Source organism: Cupriavidus necator A5-1 (assembly GCF_000744095.1).
Classification (GTDB): Bacteria; Pseudomonadota; Gammaproteobacteria; order Burkholderiales; family Burkholderiaceae; genus Cupriavidus; species Cupriavidus necator_A.
This window is the reverse complement of the sequence record NZ_JQLI01000008.1, coordinates 771,182-793,854: the sequence shown is the minus strand read 5'-3', so window position 1 is coordinate 793,854 and position 22,673 is coordinate 771,182. Positions and strand designations below refer to the sequence as shown.

At 67.7% G+C, this 22,673-nt stretch carries 18 protein-coding genes; 9 read left to right on the top strand and 9 right to left on the bottom strand.

Translation table 11 applies throughout. The features are described 5' to 3' along the window. Positions 1–30: 30 nt before the first annotated feature. From K307_RS27870 to K307_RS27850, 5 genes are all read right to left on the bottom strand, one after another. Positions 31–453, bottom strand: a complete 423-nt coding sequence (locus K307_RS27870) for a gamma-butyrobetaine hydroxylase-like domain-containing protein (RefSeq protein ID WP_042887486.1) — start codon at positions 451–453, stop codon at positions 31–33. 86 nt (positions 454–539) lie between these two features. Beyond that, a complete protein-coding gene (locus K307_RS27865; RefSeq protein ID WP_042884043.1) occupies positions 540–2,405 on the bottom strand; it encodes an ABC transporter ATP-binding protein/permease in 1,866 nt (621 codons plus the stop codon). Positions 2,406–2,529: 124 nt separating this feature from the next. Further along, positions 2,530–2,967, bottom strand: coding sequence for an HIT family protein (locus K307_RS27860; protein WP_042884042.1), 438 nt, complete (start codon positions 2,965–2,967; stop codon positions 2,530–2,532). Positions 2,968–2,975: 8 nt separating this feature from the next. Further along, the gene (locus K307_RS27855; RefSeq protein WP_042884040.1) at positions 2,976–6,950 is read right to left on the bottom strand and encodes a DUF3683 domain-containing protein; all 3,975 of its coding nucleotides are present in this window, start codon (positions 6,948–6,950) and stop codon (positions 2,976–2,978) included. A 181-nt stretch (positions 6,951–7,131) separates the two neighbouring features. Continuing rightward, positions 7,132–7,710: a YqaA family protein gene (locus tag K307_RS27850; RefSeq protein WP_042884039.1), complete on the bottom strand. Its 579-nt coding sequence runs from the start codon at positions 7,708–7,710 to the stop codon at positions 7,132–7,134. A 346-nt stretch (positions 7,711–8,056) separates the two neighbouring features. Here K307_RS27850 and K307_RS27845 point away from each other — a divergent pair, with 346 nt between their 5' ends. From K307_RS27845 to K307_RS27810, 8 genes are all read left to right on the top strand, one after another. Beyond that, entirely contained in the window at positions 8,057–8,545 is a 489-nt protein-coding gene (locus K307_RS27845; protein ID WP_042884038.1) for a (2Fe-2S)-binding protein, read from the top strand. Positions 8,546–8,557: 12 nt separating this feature from the next. Further along, entirely contained in the window at positions 8,558–10,933 is a 2,376-nt protein-coding gene (locus K307_RS27840) for a xanthine dehydrogenase family protein molybdopterin-binding subunit (RefSeq protein WP_042884037.1), read from the top strand. 35 nt (positions 10,934–10,968) lie between these two features. Further along, positions 10,969–11,769 (top strand): FAD binding domain-containing protein, encoded by an 801-nt coding sequence (locus tag K307_RS27835; protein ID WP_042884036.1) that lies wholly within the window; start codon positions 10,969–10,971, stop codon positions 11,767–11,769. A gap of 96 nt (positions 11,770–11,865) precedes the next feature. Continuing rightward, positions 11,866–12,762: an AAA family ATPase gene (locus K307_RS27830; RefSeq protein WP_042884035.1), complete on the top strand. Its 897-nt coding sequence runs from the start codon at positions 11,866–11,868 to the stop codon at positions 12,760–12,762. A 3-nt stretch (positions 12,763–12,765) separates the two neighbouring features. Beyond that, positions 12,766–14,019 (top strand): vWA domain-containing protein, encoded by a 1,254-nt coding sequence (locus K307_RS27825; protein ID WP_042884033.1) that lies wholly within the window; start codon positions 12,766–12,768, stop codon positions 14,017–14,019. Next, a complete protein-coding gene (locus K307_RS27820; RefSeq protein WP_042884032.1) occupies positions 14,010–14,567 on the top strand; it encodes a CoxG family protein in 558 nt (185 codons plus the stop codon). The genes K307_RS27825 and K307_RS27820 overlap by 10 nt, the downstream gene beginning before the upstream one ends. Further along, positions 14,540–15,580 carry an XdhC family protein gene (locus K307_RS27815; RefSeq protein WP_042884031.1) on the top strand — a complete coding sequence of 347 codons (1,041 nt, stop codon included), beginning with the start codon at positions 14,540–14,542 and terminating at the stop codon, positions 15,578–15,580. Before K307_RS27820 ends, K307_RS27815 begins: the two co-directional genes overlap by 28 nt. Positions 15,581–15,595: 15 nt before the next feature. Continuing rightward, a complete protein-coding gene (locus K307_RS27810; RefSeq protein WP_042884029.1) occupies positions 15,596–16,201 on the top strand; it encodes a nucleotidyltransferase family protein in 606 nt (201 codons plus the stop codon). Positions 16,202–16,314: 113 nt separating this feature from the next. Here K307_RS27810 and K307_RS27805 read toward each other — a convergent pair whose 3' ends face one another. The 4 genes from K307_RS27805 to otsB all read right to left on the bottom strand — a co-directional run bounded on the left by K307_RS27805 (position 16,315) and on the right by otsB (position 20,799). Then, complete coding sequence (locus K307_RS27805) at positions 16,315–16,668, bottom strand: 4a-hydroxytetrahydrobiopterin dehydratase (protein WP_042884028.1); 354 nt, start codon at positions 16,666–16,668, stop codon at positions 16,315–16,317. A gap of 23 nt (positions 16,669–16,691) precedes the next feature. Further along, entirely contained in the window at positions 16,692–18,083 is a 1,392-nt protein-coding gene (gene otsA / locus K307_RS27800) for an alpha,alpha-trehalose-phosphate synthase (UDP-forming) (RefSeq protein WP_042884026.1), read from the bottom strand. Positions 18,084–18,134: 51 nt separating this feature from the next. After that, positions 18,135–19,949, bottom strand: coding sequence for a glycoside hydrolase family 15 protein (locus K307_RS27795; protein ID WP_196251671.1), 1,815 nt, complete (start codon positions 19,947–19,949; stop codon positions 18,135–18,137). Positions 19,950–20,016: 67 nt separating this feature from the next. Next, entirely contained in the window at positions 20,017–20,799 is a 783-nt protein-coding gene (gene otsB, locus K307_RS27790) for a trehalose-phosphatase (RefSeq protein ID WP_042884024.1), read from the bottom strand. Between the two features lie 317 nt (positions 20,800–21,116). Between otsB and ilvA the strand changes: the two genes are divergently transcribed. Further along, positions 21,117–22,664, top strand: coding sequence for a threonine ammonia-lyase, biosynthetic (gene ilvA, locus K307_RS27785; RefSeq protein ID WP_042884023.1), 1,548 nt, complete (start codon positions 21,117–21,119; stop codon positions 22,662–22,664). The last annotated feature ends 9 nt before the right edge of the window (positions 22,665–22,673 follow it).

The window sequence follows — 22,673 nt, the reverse complement described above, 5'->3', positions numbered from 1 at the left end:
TCTCAAGACTCCAGGATTGTCGGGGGCAGCTCAATGATGGCCGCAGCCGTGGCCACCGGCAGCACCGGCGGCAGGCATCGGGGTGTCGCGGTCCGCGCCGGCGGCTTCCAGGCGCTGCAGGTAGTCCTGCCAGAGCGCATCCTGATTGTCGCCCAGGCGGTACAGCAGGTCCCACGAATAGATGCCGGTGTCGTGGCCATCGGTAAAACGGATCAGGATCGCGTAGTTGCCGACCGGCTCGACCGCGGCGACGCCGACCTCGCGCTTGCCGGTCTGCAGCACTTCCTGCCCCGGGCCGTGGCCCTGGACTTCAGCGGACGGCGAATACACGCGCAGCAGCTCGAACGGCAGCCGGAAGCTGCGGCCGTTGTCGAAGCCGATCTCCAGCACGCGGGATTGCGTGTGGACCGTCAGCGCGGTGGGATGGGGGGTGTCTTTCTCCAGGCCTGCCATGATGATCGCGGCCCGTGTTACGGGCGTCCTCGAATAGGTGATTTCAGCGTGACGGGACCGTGCGGCAGTGCAGATGCCGCGCCGCATCACGCTTCGCATACAACCCGATAGCTTACCCCAGGCTCGCCGGCTTGCGCAGCCCGGGCGGCGTCCCCATCCTGCGGCACGTAGCGCAGGCGCCGGCCGTGGAAGGCCGCCACGGTGCTGCGGTGGGCGATGCTGACGATGGCCGCACCGGGCAGCGAGTCCACCATGAGCTTGTACATGACGCCCTCGGTTTCCTCGTCCAGCGCGCTGGTGGCCTCGTCCAGGAACAGGTAGTCGGGCTTCTGCAAGAGTGCGCGCGCAAACGCCAGCCGCTGCTGTTCGCCCGGCGACAGCCTCAGCGACCAGTTGTCGAACACGTCGAGCTGGTCCATCAGTGCGGCCAGCCGCGCCTGGCGCAGCGCCGCCTGCAGCGCTTCCGCGCTGTGCACGGTGCCGGCGTCGGGGTAAGCCAGCGCATCAGCCAGCGTGCCGATCGGCAGGTAGCTGCGCTGCGGCAGGAACAGCATGCGCGCGCCGTCGGGCATGGTCACGGTGCCGCTGCCGTACGGCCAGATCCCCGCCAGCGCGCGGAACAGCACGCTCTTGCCGCAACCGGACGGGCCGCTGACCAGCCAGCGCTCGCCCGGCGCGACCGACAGCGAGAACGGCGCCACCAGCGGCCGCTGGCCCACGGCCGCGCTGCGCGCGGCGCGTACCGGCAGTGCCAGCGCCAGGCCGTCGATGGTGATGCCATTCTGCGGCTTGCCAGTATGTTCCACCTCGATATCGCGCACGCCGCCCGGCGCCATGTCCTGGCGCTCGGCCACGCGGATCGCTTCCTGGAAATCGATCAGGCGGTTGGCGGCGGCCTTCCAGCCCACCAGCGTGGCGTAGCTGTCGACAAACCACGACAGCGCGCCCTGCACCTGGCCGAAGGCGGAGCTGGTCTGCATCAGCCCGCCCAGCGTCATCTTGCCTGCGAAGTAGCGCGGCGCCGCCACCAGGATCGGGAAGATGATGGCGAACTGCGCGTAGCCGGAGCTGACGAAGGTCAGCCGCCGCGTATAGCGCATCAGCTGGTTCCAGTTGGCGCGGATGCGGTCGAAGCGCGCGCGCAGGCCGGCCTGCTCGGTCGGCTCGCCGCGGTACAGCGCCACCGGCTCGCTGTTCTCGCGCAGGCGCACCAGCGTGAAACGGAAATCCGCCTCGTACTGTTCCTGCTGGAAGTTCAGGCCGATCAGCGGGCGGCCAACCACGTGCGCCACCAGCGAGCCGATCACCGCATAGCCCGCCGCGAACCACACCATATAACCGGGGATGGTCCATTCTGTGCCGCCCAGCGCAAAGCTGATCGGCCCCGATACCGTCCACAGGATGCCGACGAAGGACAGCAGCGTCACCACCGAGTTGAGCAGCCCGAGCGACAACGACAGCGCGCCGTCCGTGAACTGGCGCAGATCGTCGGCGATACGCTGGTCAGGGTTATCGGTGGTGTGGGTCTGCTCGATGCGGTAATAGGCCTGGTGCCCGAGCCAGTGGCCCATGAAGCGGCCGGTCATCCAGGTACGCCAGCGCATCTGCAGCATCATGGTGTAGTACTGGCGCGAGATCGCCGCCACGATAAAGAACGCCGCGATCCACGAGAAGCGCAGCAGCAGCACCTTGAACGAGGCGTAGTCGCGCTGCTCCAGCGCGTTGTAGAACACGCGGTTCCACTCGTTGAGCAGCACGTTGATATAGACGATGCCGAGGTTGAGCACGACCACCAGGGCCAGCAGGCCAAGCCCGGCGATGCGGTCGTCGGATTTCCAGTAAGGCTTGATCAGTGCCCAGGTGGCGGCCATGCGCAGCCGGCTCTGGATCTTGAGGGCCCTGGCAGGGACGGCCGGGCCCGGTACGGTAACGGAGGTCGGGGTCGAGGACATAGCGGCAGCTCTTGGCCCGCCAGCGGATGCGGGCCGGGCTTGTTGTTCTGGATGCCGCGGCGGGTGGCCGCGGCTGCAACAGCAGTCAGACGGTTGCGGGCAGGCGCGGGTTCCGCGTCAAGCCTCAGGCATCATCCGATTCAAGCAGCGAAAGTGCCGTACGCAGCGCCGGCAGCCGGCTGGCCAGCTCCTGCACGCGAACGGCATCCGCCGCGCGCTGCGGCGCGGCCCAGATCGCCTCGGGGAAATGGGTGTCCCAGCGGTAGCGCGGGATGATATGCCAGTGCAGGTGCGGCACTATATTGCCGAATGCCGCCAGGTTGACCTTGTCCGGCGTCATCACCTCGCGCACCACCCGCTCCACACGCGCCACCAGCCGCATCAGCCAGGCCTGGTCGGCATCGTCCAGGTCGCTGAACTCGGCCACATGGTCGTTCCAGACGATGCGGCAGAAGCCCGGGAAGCGGTCATGCTCGACCAGGATCAGCCGGGCCCGGTCGCCCATCCAGACCAGTTCGCCGCCGTCGGTCTGGCAGAGCGGGCAGTTGGCAGAACGCGCCATGTCGCGATTTACACCAGCACCCGCTCGATGCCGCCGGCGTTGGCCTTGGCCACGTACTCAGGCATCCAGTTCTCCCCGAGCAGGTGCTTGGCCATCTCGATCACGATGTAATCCGCCTGCACCGAAGCATCTTCCTTGTAGCGCGACAGCCCCTGCAGGCACGACGGGCAGCTGGTCAGGATCTTGACGTCGCCGGTGAAGCCGTCGGCGCGCAGCTTGTCGGCGCCCTTGGTCATTTCCTCTTCCTTGCGGAAGCGGACCTGCGTCGAGATATCCGGACGCGTCACCGCCAGCGTGCCCGACTCGCCGCAGCAGCGCTCGTTCTTCTCGATCTTGCCCAGTCCGGTGTTCCCGCCCATCAGGTCGTTGACCAGCTTGGTCGGGTCCATGGTCTTGATCGGGGTGTGGCAGGGATCGTGGTACATATAGCGCGTACCGGTCACGCCTTCCAGCTTCACGCCCTTCTCGAGCAGGTATTCGTGGATGTCGATGATGCGGCAGCCCGGGAAGATCTTGTCGAATTCATACCCGGCAAGCTGGTCGTAGCAGGTCCCGCAGCTGACCACAACGGTCTTGATGTCGAGGTAGTTCAGCGTGTTGGCCACGCGGTGGAACAGCACGCGGTTGTCGGTGACGATCTTCTCGGCCTTGTCGTACTGGCCGTTGCCGCGCTGCGGATAGCCGCAGCACAGGTAGCCCGGCGGCAGCACGGTCTGCACGCCGACGTGCCACAGCATCGCCTGCGTGGCCAGCCCGACCTGCGAGAACAGCCGCTCCGAGCCGCAGCCCGGGAAGTAGAACACCGCTTCCGATTCCGGCGTGGTCGCCTTCGGGTCGCGGATGATCGGCACGATCTCGTTGTCCTCGATGTCGAGCAGCGCGCGTGCGGTCTTCTTGGGCAGGTTGCCCGGCATCTTCTTGTTGATGAAGTGGATCACCTGCTCGCGCACCGGCGGCTTGCCCACCGTGGCGGGCGGATGCGCGGTCTGCTTCTTCGCGAACTTCTTCAGCACCTCGTTGCCCAGGCGCTGCGCCTTGTAGCCCCAGTCGATCATGACCTTGCGGGTCAGGTTGATGGTCTCGGGGTTGGTGGCGTTGAGGAAGAACATCGACGCCGCGGTGCCGGGGTTGAACTTCTTCTGCCCCATCTTGCGCAGCAGGTTGCGCATGTTCATCGACACGTCGCCGAAGTCGATCTTGACCGGGCACGGCGTCACGCACTTGTGGCACACGGTGCAGTGGTCGGCCACGTCGGAGAACTCGTCCCAGTGCTTGACCGAGATGCCGCGGCGGGTCTGCTCTTCGTACAGGAAGGCCTCGATCAGCAGCGAGGTCGCCAGGATCTTGTTGCGCGGGCTGTACAGCAGGTTGGCGCGCGGCACGTGCGTGGCGCACACCGGCTTGCACTTGCCGCAGCGCAGGCAGTCCTTGACGCTCTCGGCAATGGCGCCGATATCGCTTTGCTGCATGATGATCGACTCATGCCCCATCAGGCCGAACGACGGCGTGTAGGCATTGCGCAGGTCGGCGCCGGGCAGCAGCTTGCCCTTGTTGAAGCGGCCCTGCGGATCGACCTTCTGCTTGTAGGTGCGGAAGTCGCCGATCTCTTCCTCGGTGAGGAATTCCAGCTTGGTGATACCGATGCCGTGCTCGCCCGAAATCACGCCGTCGAGCGAACGCGCCAGCGCCATGATGCGGGCCACCGCGCGGTGCGCGTCCTGCAGCATGTCGTAGTCGTCGGAATTCACCGGGATATTGGTGTGCACGTTGCCGTCGCCGGCGTGCATGTGCAGCGCCACGAAGACGCGGCCGCGCAGCACCTGCTTGTGGATCTTCTGGGCCTCGTCCAGGATCGGCTTGAACTCGCCGCCGTTGAAGATCTTGCGCAGCTCGGCGCGGATCTCGGCCTTCCAGGACACGCGGATGGTGCGGTCCTGCAGCAGGTGGAACACGGTGGCGTCAGGCTGCTGCTGCAGGCGCGCGTCGAACTCCTGCCCCAGCAGTCCCAGCCCATGCCCGATCAGCGAGGCCTTGGCCTGCGCCAGCGGCACATCCATGTGGTCCTGCAGGTAGCGCCAGCGCGCACGGATCTCGCGCAGCAGCGTCAGCGCGTGCTGCACGCGGTCTTCCAGCAGCTCGGCGCTGGGGATCTCGTTGGCGTCGTCGCTGCGGCCCAGCGGCAGGTTGCCGCGCGCGAAGAACGCTTCCAGCGTGTCGACCAGCTTGAGCTTGCTCTTGATCGACAGCTCGATATTGATGCGCTCGATGCCGTCGGTGTACTCGCCCATGCGATTGAGCGGGATCACCACGTCTTCATTGATCTTGAAGGCGTTGGTGTGCTTGGCGATGGCGGCGGTACGCGAACGGTCGAGCCAGAATTTCTTGCGCGCCTCGGGGCTGACGGCGATAAAGCCTTCGCCGCTCTTGCCGTTGGCCATGCGGATCACTTCCGAGGTGGCGCGCGCCACGGCGTCTTCATCGTCGCCGACGATATCGCCGATCAGCACCATCTTCGGGAAGGCGTTGCGCTTGCTCTTGGTGGCATAGCCCACCGCGCGCAGGTAGCGCTCGTCCAGGTGCTCCAGGCCGGCCAGGATGGCGCCGCCGGGCTTCTTGGTCTCGGCGTCGAGGAAGTCCTTGATCTCGACGATGCTGGGGATCGCGTCGCGCGCCTGGCCGAAGAACTCCAGGCAGACCGTGCGGATGAATTTCGGCATGCGATGCAGGATCCAGCGCGCGCTGGTGATGATGCCGTCGCAGCCTTCCTTCTGCACGCCCGGCAGGCCCGCCAGGAACTTGTCGGTGACGTCCTTGCCCAGGCCTTCCTTGCGGAACTTGCGGCCCTCGATCGCCAGCGTCTCGGTGCGCAGCACCTTCTCGCCCGGGGCACGGTTGCCGTCCGACCACTTCAGCTCGAAGGTGGCCACCGGCACATCGTGGATCTTGCCCAGGTTATGGTCCAGCCGGGTGATCTCGAGCCAGTTGCCCTCCGGGTCCACCATGCGCCACCAGGCCAGGTTGTCCAGCGCGGTGCCCCACAGCACGGCCTTCTTGCCGCCGGCGTTCATGGCCACGTTGCCGCCGATGCACGAGGCATCGATCGAGGTCGGGTCGACCGCGAACACCAGGCCGGCCTTGTCGGCCGCATCGGCCACGCGGCGCGTCACCACGCCGGCGCCCGAGAAGATGGTCGCGACCTTATGCGACACGCCGGGCAGGTCGGTCTGCTCGACCGGGCCGAGCTGTTCCAGCTTCTCGGTATTGATCACCGCGCTCATCGGCGTCAGCGGCACGGCGCCGCCGGTATAGCCGGTACCGCCCCCGCGCGGGATGATGGTCAGCCCAAGCTCGAAGCAGCCCTTGACCAGGCCGGCGATCTCTTCCTCGGTGTCGGGCGTCAGCACGACGAACGGGTATTCCACGCGCCAGTCGGTGGCGTCGGTCACGTGCGAGACGCGCGACAGGCCGTCGAACTTGATGTTGTCCTTCTGCGTGACCTTGCCCAGCACGCGCTGGGCGCGCTTGCGCAGGTCATAGGCCGCGGCGAATTCGTTCTTGAAGTCCTCGATCGCCTGCTTGGCGAAGGCGACCAGCTGCTCCACGCGGTGCGAGCGGTCCTCAGCGGCGGGCTCGGCGTGCTCGGCACGGTCGGCGGCGCGGCGCTTCTCGATCTCGTTCAGGCGGTGGTGCAGCGCGCTGACCAGCATCTGGCGGCGCTTGGGATTTTCCAGCAGGTCGTCCTGCAGGTAGGGGTTGCGGCGAACCACCCAGATATCGCCCAGCACCTCGTACAGCATACGGGCGGAGCGGCCGGTGCGGCGCTCGCTGCGCAGCTCATCCAGGATGCGCCAGGCTTCCTCGCCCAGCAGGCGGATGACAATCTCGCGGTCCGAGAAGGACGTGTAGTTATAGGGAATCTCACGCAGGCGCGGCGGGGCGTCCTGCGCGGCGAGCTTGGCGTCGAGCACGAGTGGGGCGTTCATTGGGGGACCGCTTCCTGCTGCGCACGGGGACAGTGCGCGAATCGTTCATTAAAGGGCGATTGTACTGCAAGGCCCGGTTTCGCCGCACCGCAGCATCAAGGAATCCTTGTTGGAACAAGGGATTAGGCGACATTTGCGCGGTGGCAATGGCGCCCGGCGGTGGTGCCGGCGGCGCACCGGATCAGAACCAGGCCTTCCACGTTTGCGCAATGCTGTGCCAAAAGCTGTCCGGGATCCACAGCAGGCTGGCCGTCATGAACAGGTAGCGGATGAACTTGCCGACCGCCATCCAGGCCAGGCTGGGCCAGAACGAGAGGCGCAGCCAGCCGGCCAAAGTGCACAATGGATCACCAATTCCGGGCAGCCACGAGAACAGCAGCGTGGGCGGCCCGAGCCGGCGCATCCAGCGGAAATAGCGCGCGTCGAGCTTGGGCTTGGGCGGCTTGCGCATATGTTCGCGGTGCTCCAGGTGCTCAAGGTCGTGCTCGCGCGCCCGGCGCCGCTTGTGGTAGCGCACCAGCGCCAGCTTGGCGGCGTACCCCAGCCACCAGTCGATGGCGCCGCCGACCGTGTTGCCGAGCGTGGCCACCAGGATCGCTGGCCAGAACATATGCGGGTTGAGCTTGACGTAGCCGAACACCGCCGGCTCCGAGCCCAGCGGCAGCAGCGTGGCCGAGACCAGGCTGATGACGAAGATCGCGGGCAGGCCCACCTTGGGCAGGGCGACGGTTTCAAACAGCCAGTCGAAGAAGGCTTCCATGTCAGGGTGAGCAAGGGGGCCGGGCCATTCTAGCAGCGGCCCTGCCAGGGCCCCGCCCCCCGAACGGGGAGCGGGCAAACCACATGGCACCTGTGCTGGATTTGTGATTAACTGTTAGAGCCTGTTGCGGCCGATCGTTCGCCGGCCGCGGCATTTGCGCCAGCCTCTACGCCGCACCCCGCGTGCGCTGGCGCACCTTCAGCAGTTGAAGCGGCAGCACCAATATCACGAATTAGCCGTCCTATAGCCGTCTTAAGCGGCAGTACCGCGTCGTGGCCAGTCCCGCGCAGTTCTTTCGGGATTTCGGGCAATTGGTCATGCGCGTCCACCCCACATGGAGACAAGCATGGCGATTCCGATCCGCCTGACGGTCAACGGCAAGTCCGTTGACGCCCAGGTAGAACCCAACACCCTCCTCGTCCAGTTCCTGCGCGAACAGCTGCGCCTGACCGGCACCCACGTCGGCTGCGACACCGCGCAGTGCGGCGCCTGCACGGTCCACCTGGACGGCCGGGCGGTCAAGTCGTGCAACCTGCTGGCGGTGCAGGCCGACGGCGCCAAGGTCACCACTATCGAGGGCCTGGCCGCGCCCGGCACGCTGCACCCGATGCAGGAAGCCTTCCGTGAATGCCACGGCCTGCAATGCGGCTTCTGCACGCCGGGCATGGTGATGAGCGCCACCGCGCTGGTGCAGGAGCACCCCGGCGCCGACGCCGCCACCATCCGCGCCCACCTGGAAGGCAACCTGTGCCGCTGCACGGGCTACCACAACATCGTCCGGGCAGTGCAGCAGGGCCAGGCGGCCATGCAGGGCGCCGCCGCCAGCGCGGAATAAGGGGGACAGGCCATGAACGCACCCGAGAATCAGCGCCTGGTAGGCGCGCCGGTCAAGCGCAAGGAAGACTTCCGCTTCCTGACCGGCAGCGGCCAGTACACCGACGACATCGTGCTGCCGCAGCAAAGCTATGCATTCTTCCTGCGCTCGCCGCACGCGCACGCGCGCATCCGTTCGATCGACAAGAGCGAGGCGCTCGCCGCGCCCGGCGTGATCGCCGTGCTGACCGGCGACGAACTGGCCGCCGATAAGGTGGGCGGCCTGCCCTGCGGCTGGCTGATCCACAGCATCGACGGCTCGCCGATGAAGGAGCCGCCGCACCCGGTGATCGCGCACGACAAGGTGCGCCACGTCGGCGACCAGGTGGCGCTGGTCATCGCCGAGACGCTGCAGCAGGCGCGCGACGCCGCTGAGAAGATCGACGTCGACTATGAAGAGTTGCCCGCCGTGGTCAACGCCGCCGACGCTGCCTCCGCGAGCACGCTGGTTCACGACGACGTGCCGGCCAACACCTGCTACACCTGGGGCCATGGCGACAAGGCCGCCACCGACGCCGCCTTTGCCAAGGCCGCGCATGTGACCACGCTGCAGATCGTCAACAACCGGCTGATCCCCAACGCGATCGAGCCGCGCGCGGTCAACGCCAGCTACACGCGCCACGACGACAGCTTCACCGTCTACGTGGCCAGCCAGAACCCGCACGTCGAACGGCTGCTGATGGGCGCGTTCGTGCTGGGCCTGCCCGAATCGCGGCTGCGCATCATCGCGCCCGACGTGGGCGGCGGCTTCGGCTCCAAGATCTTCCTGTACCCGGAAGATGTGGCGCTGACCTGGGCTTCCAGGAAGATCGGGCGGCCGGTCAAGTGGACCGCGGATCGTTCCGAGTCCTTCCTGACCGACGCGCACGGACGCGACCATGTCACCAAGGCCGAGCTGGCGCTCGATGCCGACGGCAAGTTCCTGGCGCTGCGCGTGCATACGGTCGCCAACATGGGCGCCTACCTGTCGACCTTCGCCAGCTGCGTGCCGACCATCCTCTATGCCACGCTGCTGGCAGGCCAGTACGCGACGCCCGCGATCTACGCCGAGGTGCGGGCGGTGTTTACCAACACCGCGCCGGTGGATGCCTACCGCGGCGCCGGCCGGCCAGAGGCCACCTATGTGGTCGAGCGCCTGGTCGAGACCGCCGCGCATGAGCTGAACACCGACCCGGCAGAACTGCGCCGCAAGAACTTTATCCGCCAGTTCCCGCACGCCACGCCGGTAGGCCTGACCTACGACACCGGCGACTACGAGCCGTGCCTGGCGCGCGCGCAGGAGCTGGCCGACGTCAAGGGCTTCCCGGCCCGGCGTGATGAAGCGAAGCAGCGCGGCAAGCTGCGCGGCCTGGGCTACTCCTGCTACATCGAGGCCTGCGGGCTGGCGCCGTCCAACATCGCCGGCGCGCTGGGCGCGCGTGCGGGGCTGTTCGAAGCGGGCGAGATCCGCGTGCACCCGACCGGCACCGTGACCGTGTTCACCGGCTCGCACAGCCATGGCCAGGGGCATGAGACCACCTTCGCGCAGGTGGTGGCGGACCGGCTCGGGCTGCAGATGGACCAGGTCGAGATCGTGCACGGCGACACCGGACGCGTGCCGTTCGGCATGGGCACCTACGGCTCGCGCTCGCTGGCGGTTGGTGGCTCGGCCATCATGAAGGCGCTCGACAAGATCGAGGCCAAGGCCAAGAAGATCGCCGCGCACCTGCTGGAGGCGTCGGACGCCGACATCGAGTTCAGCAACGGCGTGTTCCGCGTGGCCGGCACCGACCGCACCAAGACCTTCGGCGAAGTCGCGCTGACCGCCTACGTGCCGCACAACTACCCGCTCGACAAGCTGGAGCCGGGCCTGAACGAAAACGCGTTCTACGACCCGACCAACTTCACCTATCCGTCCGGCGCCTATGTGTGCGAAGTGGAGGTGGATCCGGATACCGGCGAATCGCAGGTGGTGAAGTTCACCGCGGTGGACGACTTCGGCAACATCATCAACCCGATGATCGTCGAGGGCCAGGTGCATGGCGGCATCGGCCAGGGGCTGGGCCAGGCGATGCTGGAGCAGTGCATCTACGACCCCGACAGCGGCCAGCTGCTGACCGGCTCGTACATGGACTACGCCATGCCGCGCGCCGGAGACCTGCCCGACTTCACCGTCGAGACCGCCACTGGCACGCCCTGCACGCACAACCCGCTGGGCGTGAAGGGCTGCGGCGAGGCTGGCGCGATCGGCTCGCCGCCGGCGTTTATCAATGCGCTGGTGGACGCGCTGTCGCCGCTGGGCGTCAAGGATGTCCAGATGCCCGCGACCCCGCATCGCGTTTGGCAAGCCATCCAGGCCGCTCGCCCCTGAGCACCACGGACCGACGAACCGGAAAGGAAACCGACATGTACACATTCCAGTTTGAACGTGCCGCGGATGCCAAGGCGGCGGTGGCCAGGCTCAAGGCCGACCCTGACGCCAAGTTCCTCGGCGGCGGCCAGAGCCTGCTGGCCGCGATGAAGCTGCGGCTGGCCTCGCCCTCGGTGCTGGTGGACGTGGTGCGCATTCCCGGCATGGCCGAGATCCGCGTCGAGAACAACGAGATCGTGGTCGGCGCGGCGGCGCGCCATGCCGATGTGGAAGCCAATGCCGAGGTGCGCCAGCGCATACCGGCGCTGGCGGCACTGGCGGGCGGCATCGGTGATCGCCAGGTGCGCGCGATGGGCACGCTGGGTGGCGCGCTGGCCAACGACGATCCTGCGGCCTGCTATCCCGCGGGTGTGCTGGGTCTGGGCGCGACCGTGGTCACCGACCGCCGCACCATCGCGGCTGATGACTTCTTCAAGGGCCTATATGAAACCGCGCTGGAACCGGATGAGCTGATCACCGCGGTGCGCTTCCCGATCCCCGATCAGGCTGCGTACGTCAAGTTCCGCAATCCGGCTTCGCGCTTTGCGCTGGTGGGGGTGATGGTGGCGCGTACCGGGAATGCGGTGCGCGTGGCGGTCACTGGGGCGGGTGACAGCGTGTTCCGCTGCCAGCCGCTGGAGCAGGCGCTTGCCGGTGATTTCAGCGCTCAGGCGGCGCGCGGCGTGAAGATCGATGCGTCGTCGCTGAATACGGACCTGCATGCGTCGGCGCAGTACCGGGCGCATTTGATTCCGGTACTGGCGGCAAGGGCGGTGGAGGAGGCGGTGAAGGGCTAGTGGACTTTATCTCTCCCGACTGTGGTCTCCCCTTTCCCGCACCGCGGGAGAGGGGAGCAAACCGCCAGGCGTAGTGAGCGCCCAGGCATAGTAATCATGCTCCCCACCTCCATCGACGACACCCTCGCCCAGCTCGAACGCCAGCAGTACTACGCCGACCGCGAAACCGCCACGGTGCTCTACCTCGCGCTGCGCATGCAGCGCCCGCTGTTCCTCGAAGGCGAGCCCGGCGTCGGCAAGACCGCGCTGGCGCAGGCGATGGCGGGCGTGCTCGGCACCCGGCTGCTGCGGCTGCAATGCTATGAAGGGCTCGATGCCGCCAGCGCGCTGTATGAGTGGGACTACCCGCGCCAGATCATGGCGCTGCGCCTGGCCGAGGCGCGCGGCGAACGTCCCGAGGCGCAGTCGCTGTACCACGATGACTACCTGCTCAAGCGCCCGCTGCTGGAATCGCTGCTGCCCGACCCTGTCGCACCGGAAGTCCCGCGCGTGCTGCTGATCGACGAGATCGACCGCGCCGACGAACCGTTCGAAGCCTTCCTGCTCGAAGTGCTGTCCGAATTCCAGGTCTCGATCCCGGAGATCGGCGTGATCCGCGCCGAGCGCCCGCCGCTGATCGTGATCACTTCCAACCGCACGCGCGAAGTGCACGACGCGCTCAAGCGCCGCTGCCTGTACCAGTGGATGGGCTACCCCGAGCGCGACCGCGAACTGCAGATCGTCGCCGCGCGCGCGCCCGAGGCCGCCGCCGCGCTGCAGGCGCAGGCGATCGACTTCGTGCACCGGCTGCGTGGCATCGACCTGTTCAAGGCGCCCGGCATCGCCGAGGCCATCGACTGGTGCCGCGCGCTGGCCGCGCTGGGCGTGACCGAGCTCGACCCGCAGTCGGTGCGCGACACGCTGGGCGTGCTGCTCAAGTACCAGGACGACCTGGCGCGCGCCGACGGCCCCACCGTGGCCGACTTGCTGGTGGGCGCCACGCCGGGAGGCTGAACCGTGGCCACGCTGCACGCTGCCACGGGGCCCGGCGGCCCGCCGCCGGGCCTGCCCGTGCTGGCGCGCAACGTCACCCACTTCATGCGGCTGTTGCGCGACGGTGGCTTTGCGCTGTCGCCGGCACACGCCGTGGAGGCGCTGAGCGCGCTGCGCCATGTCGATATCGGCCGCCGCGACGAGGTGCGCGCCGCGCTGGCCGCGCTGGTGCTGTCGGGCCCCGACCAGCGCCCGCTGTTCGACGCCGCCTTCGACCTCTTCTGGCGTGATCCCGACTGGGAAGGAAAGCTGCGCGCGCTGCTGCTGCCGCGCGTCGATGCCGGCGCGCCGCCGCCGAAGCGCAGCAACCGGCTGGCCGACGCGCTCGCCGCGCGCCAGCCCGAGGCGCCGTCGCGCCCTGCGCAGACCGCGGCCGAGCGTATCCACGTGCCGCTGACCTTCTCCGACCAGGAGCGGCTGGCCCAGCGCGACTTCGAGACCCTGACCGCGCAGGAATGGCGCGCGCTGCAGCACCTGGTGCGCACGCGCCGCGCCCATCTTGCACTGCAGCGCACACGCCGGCTGCGCGCCGCCACCTGCGGCACCCATGCCGACCTGCGCGCCAGCGCGCGCCTGGCGGTGCGCCAGCATGGCGAGTGGCTGCGCTGGAAATTCCGCAAGCACGCCGAGCGCAAGCCGCCGGTGGTGCTGCTGCTCGACATTTCCGGCTCGATGAGCCAGTACTCGCGCGCGGTGCTGTACTTCTGCCATGCGCTGATGCAGTCGCGCGAGCGGCTGTCGGTGTTCCTGTTCGGCACGCGGCTGACCAATATCACGCGCTCGCTGCGCGAACGCGACCCGGACGAAGCGGTGGCGGTCATCACCGCCCAGGTGCGCGACTGGGCCGGCGGCACCCGCATCGGCGCCGCGCTGGCGAGCTTCAACCGCCACTGGGCACGCCGCACGCTGTCCGGGCGCGCCACCGTGCTGCTGGTCACCGACGGCCTCGATCACGAGCAGATTGACATGCTGGGCGACGAGATGGCGCGGCTGCGCCGCTTTGCGCACCGCATCGTCTGGCTCAACCCGCTGCTGCGCTACCCCGGCTTCACCCCGCAGGCGCGCGGCGTGCAGGCGATCCTGCCGCATGTCGATGCGCTGCGCCCCGCGCATAACCTGGACAGCCTGCTCGCGCTGGAGACCCTGCTGTCCGATCATGGCGGCCCGCCCAGGGCCGCCCCCGCCAAGCCAGACAAGGAAGCCCCGCCATGGAAATGAACCAGAGCCAGCGCCTGCCGGTGCCGCAGCAAGTGGCATGGGAAGCGCTCAACGACACCGAGCTGCTCAAGCAATGCATCCCGGGATGTGAGAGTATCGAGCCCGACGGCGACAACGCCTACGCGCTGGCCATGACGGCCGCGGTGGGGCCGGTCAAGGCGCGCTTCAAGGGCCGCATGGCGCTGGAGGATATCCAGGCCCCGGACAGCTACACCATCCGCTTCGACGGCCAGGGTGGCGCGGCCGGGTTCGGCAAGGGCACCGCCCGCGTCCGGCTGGAGCCCGACGGTGACGAGACCGTGCTGAGCTACACCGTCGACGCCCACGTGGGCGGCAAGCTGGCGCAGATCGGTTCGCGGCTGGTGGATGCCGCGGCGCGCAAGATGGCCGATACCTTCTTTACGCGCTTTACCGAGGCGGTGACGCCGGACCATACAGAAGACACGCCAGCGGCCGAGGGCGCCCCCGCCGCAGCCGCCGGCGAGAATGAGCAGACAGAGGAACCGAAGCGGAAGCGATCATGGAGAGCGTGGATCTCGAAGTCCTGAAGAACAGTGTGCAGTGGCAGCAACAGGGACACCGGGTGCTGCTGGTCACGGTAGTACGCACCTGGGGCTCGTCGCCCCGCCCTGAAGGCGCGATGCTGGCGGTGCGCGACGACGGCCTGGTGGTGGGCTCGGTCTCGGGCGGCTGCATCGAGGACGACATCATCGACCGCGTGCGCCGCCAGGGCATCACCTCCGACCACCCCGAGGCGATCAAGTACGGCATCAGCGCCGAGGAAGCGCACCGTTTCGGCCTGCCTTGCGGCGGCACCATCGAACTTGTGACCGAGCCGCTGACACCGGCCAGCGGCATCGCCGAACTGCTCGACGCGGTCGAGAACGGCCGCCTGGTAGCGCGCACGCTCGACATGGCGACGGGCGCCGCCACGCTGGGCCCGGCCAACGCCACCGACGGGCTGGTGTTCGACGGCAAGACGCTGCTGACCATCCACGGCCCGCGCTACCGCATGCTGGTGATCGGCGCGGGTCAGCTTTCCAAGTACCTGTGCCAGATCGCCGTGGGCCTTGGCTTCCAGGTCACCGTGTGCGACCCGCGCGAGGAATACACCGAGACCTGGGACATCCCCGGCATCACCATGGTGCGCACCATGCCGGACGACACGGTCATGGACATGAAGCTGGATGAGCGTTGCGCGGTGATCGCGTTGACGCACGACCCCAAGCTGGACGACCTCGCGTTGATGGAGGCGCTGCGCACGAAGGCTTTCTATGTCGGCGCGCTCGGCTCGCGCCGCAACAACCAGGCCCGGCGCGAACGGCTCAAGGAATTCGACCTGACCGAGTTGCAGCTCGCACGGCTGCACGGCCCGGTAGGCATCTACATCGGCAGCCGCACGCCGCCGGAGATCGCGATCTCGATCCTGGCCGAAGTGATCGCGGCCAAGAACCATGTGTCGCTGCCCGACATCCTGCAGGTCGAAGGCGCCAAGGCCGCACGCGAGATGGCAGCCAGCACCGGCAGCAGCTGCGAAGTCGCGCCCGGCCCGGCCACCTGAGGACAGCATGACGCCATGACCGCAACCCCCAACGCTCCGCTGCTCCGCACCGACCTGCCCACCGGCATCCTGCTGGCCGCGGGATTCGGCCGCCGTTTCGATGCGGCGGGCAAGCGCAACAAGCTGCTGGAAACGCTGCCCGGCGGACGCACGGTAGCGTGGCGCAGTGCGCGCACGCTGGCGGCGGCATTGCCGGAATCGATTGCGGTCATTCGCCCGGGCAATCCGGCGCTGGCCGAGGAACTGCGCCGCGGCGGCTGCCGCGTGCTGGAATCCGCCGACGCCGACGCGGGCATGGGTGCGGCGCTGCGGGCTGCGGTGGCGGCAACGCCCGAAGCGCGCGGCTGGGTGGTGGCGCTGGCCGATATGCCCTGGCTGCCGATGGAACTCATCCGGGCAGTGGCGCTGACGATCACCACGCCGGAGACCATCGCTGCGCCTTGGCGCAACGGGCAGCGCGGGCATCCGGTCGGTTTTGGCGCTGCGTGGCGCGAGGAACTGCTGAAGCTGGACGGTGATGAGGGGGCGCGGGCGTTGCTGAAGGACAAGCCCGTTACGCGGATCCTGACTGACGATGATGGGGCGTTTCGGGATATCGATACGCCGGGGGATTTGCGCTAGCCCAATGCGTCCCGCTCGGTGTGCTCCCCTCTCCCGCAAGCGACGCAAGCGGGAGAGGGGACCGGCCTGCGGTGGTTCAGGCCGAATCGGCGCAAGCAATGCCGCAAAGCGCCTTACGTCGCCCCGCCCTGCCCCGCCGCTATCTCACTGGTCTTCACCGCCATGATGAAATCATTCCGGTGCAGCCCCTTGATCTTCTTGGTCCGCCAGGACACCGTGGCATGCCCCCAGCCAAAGCTGATCTCCGGGTGATGCCCTTGCGCCTCGGCCAGTTGCCCGACGCCGTTCACAAACGCCAACGCCTGCGCAAAATTACCGAAGGTAAAGCGCCGCTCCAGCCGGGTCGCCCCATCCGCCAGGTCCCACCCAGGCGCCTGCTGCAGTAACCCCTCGGCTTCATCCGGCGTCAGCGGCGGCACCCCGCCGCGGCAAGGCGTGCACGATTGCGCTGCCAGGTCTTCACTCATGGTCTTGCTCCCCGACCGGAGGATCAGGCGCCTTCGGTCTCCGTCAGTGCGCGCAGGAATTCACGGCTCCACCAGTGCACATCCTGCGCGCGGATGCGCTCCAGCAGTTTCTGGTGGCGCTGCTGGCGCTCGGCCAGCGGCATATGCAACGCCTGCTGGATCGCCTGCGCGGTGGCGCGCGTGTCGTAGGGGTTGACCAGCAGCGCCTCGCGCAACTGCTCGGCGGCGCCGGCAAAGCGCGACAGCACCAGCACGCCCGGGTCTTCCGGGTCCTGCGCTGCGATGAATTCCTTGGCCACCAGGTTCATGCCGTCGCGCAGGGGCGTCACCAGTGCCACCCGGCTGGCGCGGCACAGGCCCGGCAAGCGCTTGCGCGCGGTGGTGCGATGGATATAGCGCACCGGCATCCAGTCGAGCTCACCGAACTCTCCGTTGATGGCGCCGCTCAGGCGCTCCATCTCGCTGCGCAGGTCGACATAGGCGTCGACCGATTCGCGCGAGGGCGCGGCGATCTGCACCAGCGTCGCGCTCATGCGGTTCTCGGGGTATTCCGCCAGCAGCCGGTAGAACGCCTTGAGCCGGTGCGGCAGCCCCTTGGAGTAGTCGAGCCGGTCGATGCCCAGCAGCAACCGGCGGCGCGCATATTGCGCGCACATCATCTCGAAGGTTTCCCTCGCCTCGTCGCCGCGGCCCAGCTCCATGAACTCGTCGACGTCGATGCCGATCGGAAAGGCCTGCGCACGCACCGTGCGGTGGAAAGCGCGATAGCGATGCTCGCCCATGGGCTCGGCCTGGGCCTCGGCCTGGACGTAGCGCGAGAAGTGCTCCACGTCGGCATGGCTCTGGAAGCCGAGCAGGTCGTAGGCGAACAGCGCGCGCATCAGCCATTCATGCTGCGGGATGGCCGCCAGGATCAGCGGCGGCGGCAGCGGTACGTGCAGGAAGAAGCCGATCTTCTGGCCACAGCCGATCGCGCGCAGCTCGGAGGCCAGCGGGATCAGGTGGTAGTCATGGATCCAGATGACGTCGTCGGGCTCGAGCAGCGGCGCCAGCTTGCGCGCGAACAGCTGGTTCACGCGCCGGTAGCCGTTTAGGAAGTTGGAGTCGAAATCCGCCAGGTCGAGCCGGTAGTGGAACACCGGCCACAATACGCCGTTGCTGTAACCCAGGTAGTAGGCGTCATGGTCTTCGCGGCTCAGGTCGACGGTGGCCAGCGTGACATTGCCGGCTTGCTGCAGGTGCAGGTCGCCTTCGCCGGGGGTGCCACCCTGGGCGGTTTCCAGCGCCTTGCCGCTCCAGCCGAACCACATGCCGCCGGTCTGGCGCAAGGCCTCGGAGAGCGCGACGGCAAGGCCGCCCGCTGCCACGTTGCGGGGATCGGCGACCCGGTTGGATACCGCTACAAGTCTTGGCATATGTTGCTTTCTGGAGTCCTCTGTTCTTGTTGCCGTGCCAGGTTGCGTGAATCAGATCACCGAATCCCACGGCGCCGACAGCCGCATGGCGCCGTTGATCAGGCCGACCATCGAATACGTCTGCGGGAAGTTGCCCCACATCTCGCCGGTCACGGGGTGCGTGTCCTCGGACAGCAAGCCCAGCGGGTTGCGCGCGGCGAGCATCGACTCGAAGATCTCGCGCGCTTCCTCGCGCCGCCCGATGCGCGCCAGCGCGTCGATGCGCCAGAAGGTGCAGATGTTGAAGGCGGTCTCGGGCTTGCCGAAGTCGTCCGGCGCCTCGTAGCGGCGCATGTACGGGCCGTCGCACAGCGACGTCTCCAGCGCCTTGACAGTGGCGATAAATCGTTCGTCGCGCGGGTCGATGAAATTGACCTCGGCCATCAACAGCACGCTGGCGTCCAGTTCGCGCCCGCCGAAGCTCTCGGCAAAGGACTGGCGCGATTCGCTCCACGATTCGGCCAGGATGCGTTCCTTCATCCGGTTGGCGTGATCGTGCCAGTAGGCGGCACGCGCCGCGATCTGCAGCTTCTCGGCGATCTTGGCCAGGCGGTCGCAAGCGGCCCAGCTCATCAGCGCCGATGAGGTATGCACGCGCGCCCGGGTGCGCAGTTCCCACATGCCGGCGTCAGGCGTGCCGAACACCTTGACCGCCTGCTCGCCGACCGCTTCCAGCCGGTGGAATTCGGCCGCCCCGCCGCGGTGCAGCAGCCGGTGGTCATGGAAGGCCTGCGCCGCGCCCAGCACCACGTTGCCGTAGACATCGTGCTGGAAGTGCTCCTGCGCCTGGTTGCCCACGCGCACCGGGCCCATGCCGCGGTAGCCGGCCAGGTGGTCGAGCATGCTTTCGGGCAGCTCGCGCTCCAGGCCGATGCCGTACAGCGGCTGGATATGGCCGTCCTGCGACTGCATCACCACGTTTGCCAGCCAGCGCAGGTAATCCTCCATCGTGCCGACTTCAGACAGGCTGTTGAGCGCTCGCACGACAAAGAAGGCGTCACGCAGCCAGCAGAAGCGGTAGTCCCAGTTGCGCCCGCTGCCCGGGGCTTCGGGGATGCTGGTGGTCATGGCGGCGACAATGGCGCCGGTCTCTTCGTACAGCGACATCTTCAGCGTGATGGCGGCGCGGATCACCGCGTCCTGCCATTCGCGCGGCACCGCGAGCCGGCGGCTCCACAGGCGCCAGTACGCGGTGGTCTCCTGCTCGAAATCGCGTGCGGTTTCTTCCACGCCGTGCGCCAGCGTCTCGTCCGGGCCGAGGATGAAGTTGTACCCGCGCGTCACCAGGAACGGCGTCTGCGACAGCACGTAGGCCAGCGGCGCGTCGGTGGTCATGCGCAGCGTCATGGACTCGCCGATGTAGCGCACATGGCTACTGCCGCGCGTGATCTCGGGCGCCTTGCGGCCCCATTCGAAGCGCGGCGCCACCGCCACGCGCACGCGCGGCGCGCCGCGCACCGGGCGGATGCGCCGGATCAGCGTAGTCGGGCGGAAAAAGCGCCCGAGCCGGAAGAGGCGCGGCGCGAAGTCGGTGATCTCCAGGCAGTTGCCGTGGATGTCCGTCAGCCGTGTGCGCAGCACCGCGGTATTGGGCTCATACCACTGGCTGGCGCTGTGGAAGTCCTCGATCTCGATCGAGAAATGGCCGGCGTTCTCGCTCGGGTCCAGCAGCGCGTTGAACACCGGATCGCCGTCGAAGCGTGGCAGGCACGCCCACACGATGCGCCCGCGGCAGTCCACCAGCGCGGAGATCGAACAGTTGCCGATCATGCCAAGCGACAGCGACGGATTGGCAAATCGGCCGCCGCCATCCACGGTCTTGTGCACGCCTTCGCGCGGCTGCCTGCCCAGTTCCCCCGGGCTGCTTGTATTGTTGGTCACAGCGATAACTCCCTCAGGATGTCGTTGTGTGAGGCACCGCGCCCGGCTTGCCGGCGGCGCGTGCGGCGTCGTCAAGTGCCCTGGCCGAGCGATGCAGCCAGCTGCGCAGCGCGGCTGGCCCGGCCACGCTGGTGCCGGCCAGCGTCTGGCGCTGGCCCACCAGCACGCCCAGGCCACCGAGCTTGCGCACGGCGGCAAAGCCGGGCTCGTCGGTCAGGTCGTCGCCGGCAAAGAGCGGCACGCGCTCGGCAAACGGCGGCGCCTTCATGAATGCGGCGATGGCGTCGCCCTTGTCGACGCCGGCGGGCTTGATCTCGACCACCATCTTGCCCGGCAGCGCCTCCAGTCCGACGGCATGGCGCAATACGTCGGTGACCGCGGCATCGACCACGCCGGCCAGTTCGGGCGCCTGGCGGTAGTGGATGGCGACGGCGACCGACTTGCGCTCCAGCATCAGTGCGGGATAGGCGCGCACCAGCGCTTCCAGGTGGGGGATCAGCGGTTCCAGCCCGGGCGCGGGCGTCTTGGACACCATGCCGCCGTCGGTGCGGAATTCGGCGCCGTGCACGCCGGCGGCCGGCAGCCGCAGCGGTTGCAGAAAGTGATCCAGTTCGACCACGGGCCGTCCGGAGATGACGGCCAGCGCGCCGTCCAGTCGCTGGTACAGCGTGCGTAGCGTGCCGACCAGTTCGGGTTCGACCTGCACCAGTTCCGGACGCGGGGCCAGGTCGGCCAGCGTGCCGTCGAAGTCGAGAAACAGGGCGGTATTGGGTTCGATAAGCGGGAGGTGAGGCATCGCGTTAAACCGTAACACGTCGTTTTGGCATGCGTCCACCGGGCGCCGTCCTACATGGCGCGAGCGCAACTCGGCGCGGATGCAAGTCGCAGGCAAGCCGGCCGCGGCCCGCCACCCCGCATCCACACGAGTGCGCCGTCACGCACACAAAGAGCGCCCTGGACCCGACCCGGACGACGCACCGCAGGCGGCGCGCGCGTTGCCCGGGTCGGGTGGAAGACGCCGCCATCCTTTATCATTGATGGTTTCCGCCAGAATTTCCGCCTTTTTTTTGCGCCGCTTTCTTTTCGCCGCCCCAAGGCCTCTGCCCTGACACCATGACCCGCAAGTCCGCCGCCTCCGCCGCCCAACCCGATTATTTGAAGAAGATCCTGACCGCCAAGGTCTATGACGTGGCGCAGGAGACTGAGCTGACCTATGCGCACCAGCTCTCGGCGCGCACCGGCAATTCGGTCTGGTTCAAGCGCGAGGACACCCAGCCGGTGTTCTCCTTCAAGCTGCGTGGCGCGTACAACAAGATGGCATCGCTCACGCCGGAGGAGCTCAAGCGCGGCGTGATCGCCGCCTCGGCGGGCAATCATGCGCAGGGCGTGGCACTGGCCGCGGCGCGGCTGCAATGCAAGGCGATCATCGCCATGCCGGTGACGACACCGCAGGTGAAGATCGACGCCGTCCGCGAACGCGGCGGCCAGTGGGTCGAGATCGTGCTGCACGGCGAGTCGTACAGCGACGCCTATACCCACGCCGCGGAGCTGGAGAAGAAGCACAAGCTGACCTTCATCCACCCGTTCGACGATCCCGAAGTGATCGCGGGCCAGGGCACCATCGCCATGGAAATCCTGCGCCAGCACCCGGGCCCGATCCATGCGGTCTTTGTCGCCATCGGCGGCGGCGGGCTGATCTCGGGCATCGCGGCCTACATCAAGGCGGTGCGTCCGGAGATCAAGGTGATCGGCGTGCAGACGGTGGATTCGGACGCAATGAAGCGCTCGATCGACGCGGGCAAGCGCATCGAGCTGAAGGAAGTGGGGCTGTTCTCGGACGGCACCGCGGTCAAGCTGGTCGGCAAGGAAACCTTCCGCATCACGCGCGAGCTGGTCGACGAGATCATCCTGGTCGATACCGACGCCATCTGCGCGGGCGTGAAGGACGTGTTCCAGGACACGCGCAGCATCCTGGAGCCGGCCGGTGCGCTCGCCGTGGCCGGCCTGAAGGCCTATGCCGAGCGCGAGAAGCTCAAGGGCAAGCACCTGGTGGCGATCGCCTGCGGCGCCAACATGAACTTCGATCGCCTGCGCTTCGTCGCCGAGCGCGCCGAAGTGGGCGAGGCGCGCGAAGGCGTATTCGCCGTGACCATCCCCGAGGAGCGCGGCAGCTTCAAGCGCTTCTGCGAGCTGGTGGGCACGCGCAGCGTCACCGAGTTCAACTACCGCATCGCCGATACCAACGTGGCGCATATCTTCGTCGGCGTGCAGATCGCCAGCCGCGCGGAGAACGACAAGATCGCCGCCAGCTTCCGCAAGCACGGCTTCGACACGCTCGACCTGTCCAACGACGAGCTGGCCAAGCAGCATATTCGCTACATGGTGGGCGGGCGCTCGCCGCTGGCGCATGACGAACTGCTGTTCCGCTTCGAGTTCCCGGAGCGGCCGGGCGCGCTGATGAAGTTCCTGTCGAGCATGAGCCCGAACTGGAACATCAGCCTGTTCCACTACCGCAACCAGGGCGCGGACACCTCCAACATCCTGGTCGGCATCCAGGTGCCCAAGAACGAGATGCGCGCCTTCCGCGCCTTCCTTTCGACGCTGGGTTACGTACACTGGGACGAAACGGACAACCCGGTGTACAAGCTGTTCCTGTCCTGACCGATGAGC

What these genes read in the sequence shown, in the direction of transcription:
- K307_RS27855 (WP_042884040.1), bottom strand. Translation starts at nt 6,950, where the DNA reads ATGAACGCCCCACTCGTGCTCGACGCCAAGCTCGCCGCGCAGGACGCC.
- K307_RS27830 (WP_042884035.1), top strand. Translation starts at nt 11,866, where the DNA reads ATGCTCCCCACCTCCATCGACGACACCCTCGCCCAGCTCGAACGCCAG.
- K307_RS27865 (WP_042884043.1), bottom strand. Translation starts at nt 2,405, where the DNA reads ATGTCCTCGACCCCGACCTCCGTTACCGTACCGGGCCCGGCCGTCCCT.
- K307_RS27860 (WP_042884042.1), bottom strand. Translation starts at nt 2,967, where the DNA reads ATGGCGCGTTCTGCCAACTGCCCGCTCTGCCAGACCGACGGCGGCGAA.
- ilvA (WP_042884023.1), top strand. Translation starts at nt 21,117, where the DNA reads ATGACCCGCAAGTCCGCCGCCTCCGCCGCCCAACCCGATTATTTGAAG.
- otsB (WP_042884024.1), bottom strand. Translation starts at nt 20,799, where the DNA reads ATGCCTCACCTCCCGCTTATCGAACCCAATACCGCCCTGTTTCTCGAC.
- K307_RS27870 (WP_042887486.1), bottom strand. Translation starts at nt 453, where the DNA reads ATGGCAGGCCTGGAGAAAGACACCCCCCATCCCACCGCGCTGACGGTC.
- K307_RS27810 (WP_042884029.1), top strand. Translation starts at nt 15,596, where the DNA reads ATGACCGCAACCCCCAACGCTCCGCTGCTCCGCACCGACCTGCCCACC.
- K307_RS27815 (WP_042884031.1), top strand. Translation starts at nt 14,540, where the DNA reads ATGGAGAGCGTGGATCTCGAAGTCCTGAAGAACAGTGTGCAGTGGCAG.
- K307_RS27805 (WP_042884028.1), bottom strand. Translation starts at nt 16,668, where the DNA reads ATGAGTGAAGACCTGGCAGCGCAATCGTGCACGCCTTGCCGCGGCGGG.
- K307_RS27845 (WP_042884038.1), top strand. Translation starts at nt 8,057, where the DNA reads ATGGCGATTCCGATCCGCCTGACGGTCAACGGCAAGTCCGTTGACGCC.
- otsA (WP_042884026.1), bottom strand. Translation starts at nt 18,083, where the DNA reads ATGCCAAGACTTGTAGCGGTATCCAACCGGGTCGCCGATCCCCGCAAC.
- K307_RS27820 (WP_042884032.1), top strand. Translation starts at nt 14,010, where the DNA reads ATGGAAATGAACCAGAGCCAGCGCCTGCCGGTGCCGCAGCAAGTGGCA.
- K307_RS27835 (WP_042884036.1), top strand. Translation starts at nt 10,969, where the DNA reads ATGTACACATTCCAGTTTGAACGTGCCGCGGATGCCAAGGCGGCGGTG.
- K307_RS27840 (WP_042884037.1), top strand. Translation starts at nt 8,558, where the DNA reads ATGAACGCACCCGAGAATCAGCGCCTGGTAGGCGCGCCGGTCAAGCGC.
- K307_RS27850 (WP_042884039.1), bottom strand. Translation starts at nt 7,710, where the DNA reads ATGGAAGCCTTCTTCGACTGGCTGTTTGAAACCGTCGCCCTGCCCAAG.